This is a genomic window from Flavobacterium hercynium (genome assembly GCF_002217285.1).
Taxonomy (GTDB): domain Bacteria; phylum Bacteroidota; class Bacteroidia; order Flavobacteriales; family Flavobacteriaceae; genus Flavobacterium; species Flavobacterium hercynium.
The window spans coordinates 1-12429 of the sequence record NZ_MUGW01000075.1; the positions used below are offsets into that span (position 1 = coordinate 1).

The following is a 12429-nucleotide window of genomic DNA, read 5'->3' on the forward strand; positions in this document are numbered from 1 at the left end:
TTTTTAAAAATGGTGATATGATTTATCTAATTTAAAAAGATCGTGTAATACTGGCTTTTATTTTAAGTTTTACCTAAAAAATGTCTATTTTTTGAATAATTTTAGTCTTGTATTTAACATTTAAGAATGCTGTGTTTTTAGAAAGAGTAGAAGCTTCTGTTTTGGTTTTGATTTTTTTATAATTATAAATTTAATTGATTTTAATTTATATATTTTATGTTTTTATTTATTATATACTATATCTATTGTTTAGTTATATTTAATAGTTTTTATAGATTAAAAACAGCTTTCATAAATTGATTTTAAGACATTTTTTAAAATGGTTAATATGATTTATCATAATTTCAGAGATCTTTTAATAACAGTCTTTATTTTAATTTTTGATTAAAAATTCTTTTTTTTATACTTCTTAAGCCCTCATTTTATTAAGTTCAGTCAATATTCTCCTTCTTAGAATAATTTCTTTTCAAATTTACGAACTAGAATAGAAGAGAATTCGTGATTGATTTTAATAATAGTTATTTATTAAATTTATGTTTTTAATTATTATATATAAAAACTATTGTAATTTTATAATTTATAGTTAAAATAGATTAAAAATGAAGTATATATATCAATTTTAAGGAGATATTTTAATTCTTTTATATCATTAGTCAACTTTTGAATTATTGTTAGATTATGAGCTTTATTTTAATTTTAATCTTGATTTAAGGTAGTTTAACGCGTTGTTAACACACAATTGTGTATAAAGTTGCTATTTTTATCTCATTAAGTCAGCATTTGAATTTTAAAATGTAATTGACATTCTAAGAATAGACTTTTAGTCATTTTAAGAGTTAAATAGTATTTAGCTTTTTAAAGCAGACTTTAAGCCAAAATTCTAAAATTGATTTTATGGTCAATTCGTAATTGTGTACTTGATAATGATAAATATTGCAGCGTAAAAATATTTTTTCATTTCAATTCATAATTTTCAAATTTCATGGAATTGGTTTTTATGGTTTTTTAAAATTTAGATTTTGCCTGACCTGAAAATTTTAATCCTTAAATTTAACTATTATGAAAACTTTATTTTTTACGCTAGCTATTTTATTTGCAAACATTGCAATTTCTCAAACGCATCAAATTACCAAACACAATGGTGAACAACTAGATGTCAATTATATTAAAAACGAAAACGGTTTTGTTTATTATGCAATCAACGGAAGTTCTGAAGAACACAAGATTAGTAAATATGCTGTTGCTCAAGTAACAACCAAAGGAACTAATCAAACTCAGAAAGTGTCTGATAAAATTATAGTTGATTCAAAAGAGGACTACAAATTTGTTACTGTTTTACCTCAGGAAAAGACAATAGGTTTAAAACAAGTCGCTAGTTTTTCTGGTGTGTCGACAAAGACAAAAGGAGAACCGCCAATTGCAAATCAAAAGCATACAGCTTTGAGAATCAAAACACAATCGGCATCAAATGGTTATCCGTTTGTGAGTATTGTTGAAAAAGATAATGGTAAGTACGAAGCTATTGCTTATGCTTACTAAATTATTGTTGTATGTAAATTGCCTTTAATCAATAATTTATAAATCAAAAATGAGTATCTTTAATAATCTCTAAAAATTAATATTATGTCAGATAGTTCAAAGACAATTGCAGCAATTATTGCTGGCGCAGCTGTAGGAGCGGCGATCGGAATTTTATTTGCTCCGGACAAAGGATCAAAAACACGTGCTAAACTGAAGGAAGGTTTTGACGATGCAACACATAATCTGAAAGATTCGTTTGATGCGGGTTCTGAAGTACTTCGTGCAAAGTTCGCCAACGCTACACAAAATCTTGATGGTACTCTGGAAGAATTACTTTCCAATGTGAGTCATAAAACTGAAGATGTAATTTCTTTTTTAGAAACTAAATTAGCTGATTTAAAAGCGCAGAACGCAAAACTTCAAAAATAATAATACTTTAAAGCACAATTACTTATTGTTTATCAATGGGTTTTTGTGCTTCATTTTTTTTAATAAACGATAATTTATGGCTTTTGAAGATTTAAAGGAAAACACTGAAAATATTCAGGATCAGGCTAAAGTGTATCTTGACAGTCATTTAGCTTATTATAAGCTCTGGGGATTTAAAGTTGCAATGAAGTCGACAACTTTAATTTTTAAGTTTACACTGATTTTATTATGTGTTAGTATGGTTTTATTCTTTGGATCTATTGCAGCAGGTTTTGCTTTTAGTTCCTTATTCGGAAGTTATACTTTAGGATTTTTAGCAGTAGGAGGGATCTATCTTCTGGCAACAATTTTGCTTTTCTTTATCAGAGATAAGTTTGCTGAAGGACCAATTTTAGAAAAATTCTCAGAAATATTTTTTAACGAGTAGTACTTATGGAGAAAAAAAAATACGCATCGTACGCAGAAATTGAAAGAGATCTGGAAATTTTAAAACTGGAAAAAGAGATCAATTATCACAAATTAGTGCTCAGTTTTCAAAAGACAAAAGAGTCAATAACACCGCAATATATTGTTAATGGATTCTTTTCGTCCTATAAAGAATACTTCTCAAAATCGTATCCACAAATTTTACAATCTATTTTTCCCTTTATTTTAAAGTGGATTTTAAATAAAAAAAGAGGCTAATTTAGCCTCTTTTTCATTTTGTAACTTTTTATACTTCTGTTTCCAAGTCATCTTCATAACCAGATTGTGGCTGAATTGGTTTTGGTTTTTCAACTTTTTTATTCGTTTTTTTCATCATTTCACCTACCTGGTTAGAGGCAGTAAAAGAGGCCACCATATTGTTTAACATATCACTTCCGGCTTGTGGAGAATTTGGTAACAAAATTAAGTTCGAATTGGCATCAGCTCCAATTGCTTGCAGTGTATCGTAATGTTGTGTAACTACAATTAATGCCGAAGCTTCCTGAGAATTAATACCAACATTGTTTAGAACTTCAACACTTTCAACTAAACCTCTTGCAATTTCACGACGCTGATCTGCAATACCTTGACCTTGTAAACGTTTACTTTCTGCTTCAGCTTTTGCTTTGGCAACAATTCTAATTCTTGAACTTTCAGCTTCAAATTCAGCAGCAGTTTTCTCACGGTCTGCAGCGTTAATTCTGTTCATTGCATTTTTAACCTGAATATCCGGGTCGATATCAGTAACCAAAGTATTGATAATATCGTAACCGTAAGTAGTCATTGCTTCATTAAGTTCTCTTTTTACAGCGATTGCAATGTCATCTTTTCTTTCAAAAACGTCATCTAATTTTAGTTTAGGAACTTCTGCACGAACAACATCAAATACGTAAGCTGTAATTTGATCGTGTGGATATTCAAGTTTATAAAAAGCATCGTATACTTTTTCCTGAATAACTTTAAACTGAACCGAAACTTTCATTTTAATAAAAACGTTGTCCTTCGTTTTGGTTTCGATAATAACATCTAACTGTTGAATTTTTAGATTTACACGTCCTGCAACTCTGTCGACTACAGGAATTTTTAGTTGCAATCCTGAATTTCTAACACTGTGAAATTTTCCAAATCGCTCGATAATTACAGATGATTGTTGTTTTACTGTAAAGAAGGAGGACATTAAAATAAAGAATCCGAAGACTAATAAGATAATAAAAAATGTACCCATGGTAATATTGATTTTAGTTTTTATGATTCGGTAAATTACGAATATTCTGCTAATTCCAATTTTTTTAAGCATAAAAAAAACGCTAAGTTCATTTTAAAAATGTTCTTAGCGTTTAAATATTTAAGCATTAAAGTATTATAATGTTGTGATTGCCTTTTGAATTCTTGATATTGTTTCAGCTTTTCCAATAACTTCTACAATGTCAAATAGGTGAGGACCTTTCAGCGCTCCAACTAAACTTAAACGGAAAGGCTGCATTACTTTACCCATTCCAATTTCATTTTTAGTTAACCAATCTTTTACAATTGTTTCGATATTTGCTGATGTAAAGTCTTCGATATTTTCTAAAACAGAAATCAATTGTTGCATCAAAGCAGGTGTTTCTTCTTTCCAGTTTTTACTCGCTTTTTCATCATAAGCACTTGGTGCCTGGAAAAAGAAGTCTGTTAATTCCCAAAATTCAGAAACAAAATGAGCTCTTTCTTTAATCAGTGAAACAATTTTTGTTGTCGTTTCAATCGGAATATTGAATCCTTTTTGCTCTAAAATAGGAGTGAAGTCCTTCGCTAAATCAGTATCATTTTGTTTTAATAAGTGCTGGTGATTGAACCATTTGTTTTTTTCAGGATCAAATTTTGCTCCTGATTTATGAACTCTGTTCAAATCAAAAGATTCAACCAGTTCTTCTAATGAAAATAATTCTTTATCCGTTCCGTCATTCCAACCTAATAAGGCAAGGAAATTTATAACTGCTTCAGGGAAAAATCCGTTTTCTCTATAACCCGATGAAACACCTTCTTGCGTTTTCCATTCTAATGGAAACACAGGAAAGCCAAGTTTATCACCATCTCTTTTTGATAATTTACCATTACCAACAGGTTTTAAAATCAAAGGTAAATGTGCAAATTCCGGTGCATCCCAACCAAAAGCTCTGTATAATAATACGTGAAGCGGCATAGACGGCAACCATTCTTCTCCACGAATAACGTGTGAAGTTTCCATTAAATGATCATCAACAATATTTGCTAAATGGTATGTTGGCATTCCATCACTTTTAAATAAAACTTTATCATCTAAAAGATTCGTTTCAAATTTTACATCACCACGAATAATATCTTTTAAGTGAAGTGTTTCATCAACCGGAGTTTTAAAACGGATCACATAATGTTCACCATTTGCAATTCTTTTTGAAACTTCTTCAGCAGAAAGTACCAATGAAGTATCTAACTTTTCACGATTATGGTGGTTGTAAATAAATGTTTTTCCTTCTGCTTCGTGCTCTTTTCTTAAAGCATCCAATGCTTCCGGAGTATCAAAAGCATAATAAGCCCAACCCGAATTGATCAGTTGATCGGCATAAGTTTGGTATAAATCTTTACGATCACTTTGTCTGTACGGACCAAATTTTTCATTTTTTCCAACGGTTTCTTCAGGAGCAATTCCTAACCAATCTAATGCTTCCATAATATAAGCTTCAGCACCTGGAACAAAACGAGTCTGATCTGTATCTTCAATTCTTAAATAAAAAACACCATTGTTTTTTTTGGCAAATAAATAATTAAATAAGGCAGTACGAACACCACCAATATGTAAAGGTCCTGTTGGACTTGGTGCAAAACGCACACGAACTTGCTTTGACATTTGTATAAATTTTGATGCAAAGATACAACATTAGTCAAAAGCCAAAAGTCGAAAGTTGGAAAGCTTTTAGACTCAGATGTTAACTTTCGACTTTCGACTTTATGACTTTCAAACTTAAGGTTATAATTACTACTTTTATGGGTTATAATCAATACAGATTTATTTTGAAAACAACGTCTGCAATATTTTTAAAATTAGAAGCTTTTATAAAGAAGTATTATACTAATGAATTGATAAAAGGGATACTTCTTTTTACCGGTTTTGGATTATTATATTTTCTATTTACTCTTTTTATTGAGTATTTCCTGTGGTTAAAACCAGTAGGAAGAACCATTTTATTTTGGATTTTTATAGGAGTAGAAGTATACCTTTTGTTTCGATTTATTTTGTTTCCAATTTTTAAGTTGTTCAAACTTCAAAAAGGAATCGATTATAAGCAGGCTTCAGCGATTATTGGAAATCATTTTACAGAAGTAAGCGATAAGCTAACGAACTTTTTGCAGTTATCAGAAAGTGAAAATACAGCTGAAAGTTCAGAATTAATGTTAGCATCTATACAACAAAAAGCAAATTCATTGCAACCAATTCCGTTTGGAAATGCAATCAATTTCAATTCAAATAGAAAATATTTACCCTTAGCAATTATTCCAATTTTGCTTTTTGCAGTATTTTTTGTTTCAGGAAATAGCAATATTATTTCTCAAAGTTTAAATAGAGTAGTTCATTTTAATGCTACCTTTTTACCTCCAGCACCTTTTAAATTTGTAGTTCTTAATTCTAATTTGCAGACAGAGCAGAATAAAGATTTTACAATCAAAATGGAATCTGTTGGTAATGTTGTTCCGGAAAATGTAATGATTCATATTGGTGCAGAAAGTTATTTTATGGAATCTTCTCAACCGGGAAAGTTTGAATTTAAAATAGAAAAGCCAGTAGCAAATGTTGCTTTTTCTTTTGAAGGAAATTCGGTTTCATCTGAAGAGTATGAACTAAAAGTGATCACAGTTCCATCAATTGCCAACTTCGAAATGGTATTAAATTTCCCTTCTTATTTAAAAAAGAAAGCAGAAGTTATTCAGGGAACCGGAAATGCAATTGTACCGGAAGGTACTTTGGTTACCTGGAAAATGAAAACACAAGCTACTCAGGAGATCGTTTGGAAGGATGAAAAGTCAGTTTTTAAATTTATTAAGGCTGAAAATGACTTTAAATTGGCTAAAAATATAGTTCAAAATACAGAATATCAAATTCTTACCTCGAATAATAAGGTCAAAAATTACGAAAAATTAGACTATCAACTTGCTGTAATCAAAGATCAGCATCCTACAATTGTCGTAAGTCCTGCACCAGACAGTTTAAAACTGGATAAAAATTATGTACTAGGAAGGTTAGGTGATGACTATGGTTTAACCAAATTACAAGTAGTGTATTACGAACGTAACAAACCTCAAACTGCCAAACGTGGAACTTTGCCAAATAAGCAAGGTGTGTTTGATCAATTTGTTTTTTCTTTTCCAAGTAATCTGCCTGTAGAAGAAGGAGTACAATACGAATATTATTTTGAAGTTTTTGATAACGATGCACCGCACAATTATAAAAGTACAAAGTCTTCTGTGTTTTCTGATCGAGTTGCTACGACAGATGAAGTTCAGGATATGGAATTACAACAGCAAAATGACAACATCAATAGTCTGGAGAAGTCTTTAAAAAATCAGACAAAACAGTTTTCTGAAATGGATAAGATTCAGAAATCAGGAAAAGAAAAAGATAATTTAGAGTTCAAAGAACAACAACAAGTAAACGATTTTATCAAACGTCAGAAGCAGCAAGACGAATTGATGAAACAGTTTACAGAGAAAATGAACAAGAATCTGGATAAATTTCAATCTGAAAAGAAAGATAAAACAGCTGATGATTTGCAAAAGCGATTGGATAATGCAGAGAAAGATTTAGAAAAAAATCAGAAGTTGATGGAAGAACTCAAGAAATTGAACGACAAACTAGACAGTGAACAGTTGTTTGATAAGATGGAAAAGTTCAAACAAATCAGCAAAAACCAATCTCGTAATCTAGAACAATTAGTAGAATTAACCAAACGTTTTTATGTTTCTAAGAAAGCAGAGCAGGTTGGAGAGAAGTTAACTAAATTGGCTGAGCAGCAAGAACAGCTTTCTAATAAAGAAAAAGAGAATACAAAAGAAAAACAAGATGATATCAATAAGTCTTTTGATAAAATAAAAGAAGATTTGAAAGATTTGGTTAAAGAAAATAAATCTTTAAAATCTCCTTTAGATATTCCACAAGACGGTGAGAAAGAAAAAGAAGTAGATAATGATTTACAAAAAGCATCTGAAGAATTAAGTAAAAAGAATACTTCATCAGCGAAACCAAAACAAAAGAGCGCTGCTAAGAAAATGAAAAGCATGGCAGAGAAAATGAATGCTGGAATGGAAGGCGGAGATAAAGAACAGATGGAAGAAGATGTTGCAATGTTGCGTCAGATTTTAGATAACCTTTTAGCTTTTTCTTTATCTCAGGAAGATGTAATGAAACAGTTTAAAACAATGAAATTGGGTTCATCTGCCTTTACAAAAAACATAAAAATTCAACAGAATCTAAAACAACAGTTTAGATATGTAGATGATAGTTTGTTTGCAATGTCACTTCGTAATCCAAAAATTGCCGAAGATGTAACCAAAGAAATTGGTAATGTACAATACAATATGGATCGTGCTATAGAAGTTTTGACAGATGTTCAAATACCAAAAGGAGTTTCACACCAGCAATATGCTGTTTCATCAGCTAATAAATTAGCAGATTTTTTAAGTGATTTATTAAACAATATGCAAATGTCTATGTCTAAACCGGGAGCAGGAAAACCAAAACCGGGAGATGGTCAAGGTATGCAGTTGCCGGATATTATTCAAAAACAAAAAGGTTTAGCTGATAAAATGAAGCAGGGAATGAAACCTGGAGGTAAACCCGGCGAAGGAAAAGAAGGTCAAAGCGGAGAAGGAAAAGAAGGACAAGGTAAAGAAGGTTCTGGAAAAGATGGAAAAGGCAATCAAGGAAAAAGCGGTCAAGGAGGAAAAGATGGAAAAAGTGGAGCTGATGGAAAGGGTGAAAAAGGAGGAGAAGATGGTGAAGGAGATGCAGAAGCGATAATGGAAATTTACAAAGAGCAGGTAAAACTTCGTGAAGCATTACAAAAAGAATTAGCTAAACAAGGATTAGATCAGCAAGGGAAATCTGTAATAGATCAAATGAAAGCTTCGGAAAAACAACTTTTGAATAAAGGTTTTAAGAATGAAAACCTGCAAAGAATTTTAAATATTCAACAAGAATTATTAAAATTAAACAATGCAGTACAACAACAAGGACAAGATACAAAGCGTCAGTCCGAAACAAATAAAGCAGAATTTACTAATAGAACTAATGCATTGCCAAGCTCGTTATTGGAATATTTAAACAGTGTTGAAATTTTAAATAGACAATCACTACCTTTGCGCGCGAATTTTAATCAAAAGGTTCAAGAATATTTTAATACAAAATGATCAATTTTAATTACGAAACAGAATTTACGTTAGATAACGAACAAGCCTTTTCTGATTGGTTAAGTGCCGTTATTGTTTCTGAAAAGAAAAACGAAGGAGAGATTAACTATATATTTTGCGATGATGAATATCTTCATAAGATAAATGTAGAGTATCTAAATCATGATACACTAACAGATATTATCAGTTTTGATTACACTGTTGGGAATGAATTAAACGGAGATATTTTTGTTTCTGTAGAAAGAGTAGAAGATAATGCCAAGGATTTTAATGTCTCTTTTGAGGAAGAATTGAAAAGAGTTTTAGCTCATGGTGTTTTACATTACTGTGGATACAAAGATAAATCAGATAAAGATGCTGAATTAATGCGATCAAAAGAAGATGAAAAAATCGCAATGTTTCACGTGGAACAGTAATTAAACCACTTTATTTTTAAATGTAATCTTGTGTTCCACGTGAAACATATTATAATTTAATTATGAATAAAAAGATTTTTTCCACGTGGAACGTGGAATTGTAGATCGACTTTATTTTGAAATTTTAATGGTTTTCAGGTTTGAAAAATTAGATTTTATATTGAAAATTAAAACATGTTTCACGTGGAACATATCGTTTTGAGATTAATTTTTTTTGATGATAGAAGTAAAAGTGTTTCACGTGGAACATGTAATTTTAATGTTTGGTTTACTGATTTTTGTAATTATGTTTCACGTGGAACACGTGAAAATTTTTATAAAGATGGTTTTAGAGGAATAGATTTTTATCCGTGACGTTTAGATTAATCTGTTCCACGTGGAACAAAAGAGAAATAATGCTAATTCTGAGAACCACCTTAAAGGGTTTCCAGAGAATAATAAAACAAAATGTTTTTAGAAGAATACGATGTTATTGTAGTTGGTGCAGGTCATGCTGGATCCGAAGCCGCGGCAGCGGCTGCAAATTTAGGATCAAAAACTTTATTGGTTACAATGAGTTTGCAGAACATTGCACAGATGTCTTGCAACCCTGCAATGGGTGGAATTGCAAAAGGACAAATTGTTCGAGAGATTGATGCCTTGGGTGGATACTCTGGAATTGTTTCTGACCGAACTGCAATTCAATTCAAGATGTTGAACAAATCAAAAGGACCTGCGATGTGGTCGCCGAGAGTTCAGAGTGATAGAATGCGTTTTGCCGAAGAGTGGAGAATGATGTTGGAGGGAACTCCAAATTTGGATTTCTACCAAGAGATGGTAAAAGGTTTGATTATTGAGAACGGAAAGATAAAAGGAATCAGAACTTCGTTGGGAGTTGAAATTAGATCGAAGTCTGTTGTCTTGACAAATGGAACTTTCCTAAACGGATTGATTCATATTGGAGAAAAACAATTTGGTGGTGGACGTGCCGGTGAAAGTGCAGCGCATGGAATCACAGAAGATTTGGTTGCTGCCGGTTTTGAATCGGGCAGAATGAAAACAGGAACGCCGCCACGAGTTGACGGACGTTCTTTGGACTATTCGAAAATGAATGAAGAAAAAGGAGATGCAAAGCCGGATAAGTTTTCTTATTCTGATTTGACAACTCCATTGACGCATCAGCGATCTTGCTACATGACGTATACTTCTTTGAATGTTCATGATATTTTGAGAGAAGGTTTTGATCGCTCTCCAATGTTCAACGGAAGAATCAAAAGTCTTGGACCAAGATATTGCCCTTCGATCGAGGATAAGATAAATCGTTTTGCAGACAAAGAACGTCATCAGTTATTTGTTGAACCGGAAGGTTGGAATACGTGCGAAGTTTATGTAAACGGATTTTCAACTTCGCTTCCAGAAGATATTCAATTCAAAGCATTGAGTTCTGTTGCCGGATTTGAGAAAGTGAAATTCTTTCGTCCAGGTTATGCAATAGAATATGATTATTTCCCGCCAACACAATTGAAACATACTTTGGAAACGAAGTTGGTTGAAGGATTATATTTTGCCGGACAGATAAACGGAACAACAGGATATGAAGAAGCAGCTTCTCAAGGTTTGATGGCTGGAATAAATGCGCATTTAAAAGTGCATGAAAAAGCACCATTAATTTTGAAACGTGATGAAGCATATATCGGAGTTCTAATTGATGACCTTATTACGAAAGGAACAGAAGAGCCATATCGTATGTTTACATCAAGAGCAGAGTATAGAACTTTGCTTCGTCAGGATAATGCCGATTTTAGATTGACACCAATGTCGCATGAAATTGGTCTTGCTTCAGAAAAGCGTTTACGTAGAATGGAACAGAAATTAAATGAATCTGAAAAGATGGTTGCTTTCTTTAGAGAAACCAGCGTTTCGGTTGCGGAGACAAATCCAATTCTTGAAGCTAAAGAAACAGCTTCGATTACACAAGGAGATAAAATGTTTAAAGTTTTTTCTCGTCCGCAAATTGATTTGGAGGATATGATGAAATTTGAAAAAGTAAAAGAATATATCGAAGCGAATGATGTTGATCAGGAAATTTTAGAGCAAGCAGAAATTCAAGTTAAATATTCGGGATATATCGAAAAGGAAAGAAACAATGCTGATAAACTAACTCGTTTAGAAGAAGTGAAAATTCCGGAAAATTTCGATTATGATAAAATTAAATCTATGTCGATCGAAGCAAAACAAAAGTTGAGCAAGATTCGTCCTGTAACCATTTCACAAGCATCAAGAATCAGCGGAGTATCACCAAGTGATATTTCCGTATTATTGATTTATATGGGAAGGTAGTGATTGCAGATTTTAGATTTTAGATTTTAGATTGTTGATTGTTGATTGTTGATTGTTGATTGTTGATTTTAGATTGTGGATTTTAGATTGTGGATTTTAGATTGTGGATTTTAGATTGTGGATTTTGCTGCGGTTTTTTAAAGTTCTGTTTACTCTGAAATTCAAATTAAGTTATGTTCCACGTGAAACAAAAAAATCTAATATCTAAAATCAGAAATCTAAAATAATATGTGTTCCACGTGAAACGAATTTATAATTAAAAGTCTTAGTTATGCGCTTTATTAATAATTTAGTATAATTTGTCATTTCGACGAAACGAGTCTCGAGCGATAGCAATCAGACAAAGTGAATCTTGGTTGCAAGATCGACAAAGATTGGCTCACCATTGGGGAGCTACTTGCGAAGATTTCTCGTTTCGTCGAAATGACATAAAATGATAAATCCGTTACCGAAATAAGTAACTTTTAGAAATGAGAGGAAAGAGAAATTTCTGCTAGAAATTCTATAATAGTTTTGAAATAATTAGAAATGAAAATTTCAAATTGAAAATAGATTTTCACTTAAAATAAATTCGATTTAAATGAAAAAATCAAAGTAGTAAAAATAGATTCCAATTATAGATTCCAACATAATCTAAAATCAACAATCTAAAATCAAAAGTGCGTTCCACGTGAAATGCATTCGGTTTTTAAAAATAAAAATAACGGGAATAGAGGAGTGTTATAGAATCCAACATAATCTAAAATCTAAAATCAACAATCTAAAATCAAAGGTGCGTTCCACGTGAAATGCATTCGATTTTTAAAAATAAAAATAAAGGAAATAGAGGATTTTTATAGAATCCAACATAATCTAAAAT

9 protein-coding genes are annotated in these 12429 nt (G+C 31.5%); 7 read left to right on the forward strand and 2 right to left on the reverse strand.

Features of this window, described 5'->3' with window-relative positions:
- The first annotated feature begins 1059 nt into the window (after window positions 1-1059).
- The 4 genes from B0A66_RS22035 (at window position 1060) to B0A66_RS22050 (ending at window position 2634) form a co-directional block, all read left to right on the forward strand.
- Window positions 1060-1539 carry a hypothetical protein gene (locus B0A66_RS22035; RefSeq protein WP_089051996.1) on the forward strand — a complete coding sequence of 160 codons (480 nt, stop codon included), beginning with the start codon at window positions 1060-1062 and terminating at the stop codon, window positions 1537-1539.
- 84 nt (window positions 1540-1623) lie between these two features.
- The gene (locus tag B0A66_RS22040; protein ID WP_089051997.1) at window positions 1624-1950 is read left to right on the forward strand and encodes a YtxH domain-containing protein; all 327 of its coding nucleotides are present in this window, start codon (window positions 1624-1626) and stop codon (window positions 1948-1950) included.
- 76 nt (window positions 1951-2026) lie between these two features.
- The gene (locus tag B0A66_RS22045) at window positions 2027-2377 is read left to right on the forward strand and encodes a competence protein (protein WP_089051998.1); all 351 of its coding nucleotides are present in this window, start codon (window positions 2027-2029) and stop codon (window positions 2375-2377) included.
- Window positions 2378-2382: 5 nt separating this feature from the next.
- Complete coding sequence (locus B0A66_RS22050; RefSeq protein ID WP_089051999.1) at window positions 2383-2634, forward strand: DUF6327 family protein; 252 nt, start codon at window positions 2383-2385, stop codon at window positions 2632-2634.
- A 28-nt stretch (window positions 2635-2662) separates the two neighbouring features.
- Here the strand turns inward: B0A66_RS22050 and B0A66_RS22055 are convergent, their stop codons facing one another.
- Complete coding sequence (locus B0A66_RS22055; RefSeq protein WP_089052004.1) at window positions 2663-3640, reverse strand: SPFH domain-containing protein; 978 nt, start codon at window positions 3638-3640, stop codon at window positions 2663-2665.
- Between the two features lie 135 nt (window positions 3641-3775).
- Window positions 3776-5281, reverse strand: coding sequence for a glutamate--tRNA ligase (gene gltX, locus B0A66_RS22060; protein ID WP_089052000.1), 1506 nt, complete (start codon window positions 5279-5281; stop codon window positions 3776-3778).
- A gap of 164 nt (window positions 5282-5445) precedes the next feature.
- On the opposite strand from gltX, the gene B0A66_RS22065 reads away from it, so the two are divergent.
- From B0A66_RS22065 to mnmG, 3 genes are all read left to right on the forward strand, one after another.
- Window positions 5446-8835 carry a DUF4175 family protein gene (locus B0A66_RS22065; RefSeq protein ID WP_089052005.1) on the forward strand — a complete coding sequence of 1130 codons (3390 nt, stop codon included), beginning with the start codon at window positions 5446-5448 and terminating at the stop codon, window positions 8833-8835.
- Window positions 8832-9251 carry an rRNA maturation RNase YbeY gene (gene ybeY / locus B0A66_RS22070; RefSeq protein WP_089052001.1) on the forward strand — a complete coding sequence of 140 codons (420 nt, stop codon included), beginning with the start codon at window positions 8832-8834 and terminating at the stop codon, window positions 9249-9251. Before B0A66_RS22065 ends, ybeY begins: the two co-directional genes overlap by 4 nt.
- A gap of 447 nt (window positions 9252-9698) precedes the next feature.
- Window positions 9699-11570: a tRNA uridine-5-carboxymethylaminomethyl(34) synthesis enzyme MnmG gene (gene mnmG, locus B0A66_RS22080; RefSeq protein WP_089052003.1), complete on the forward strand. Its 1872-nt coding sequence runs from the start codon at window positions 9699-9701 to the stop codon at window positions 11568-11570.
- The last annotated feature ends 859 nt before the right edge of the window (window positions 11571-12429 follow it).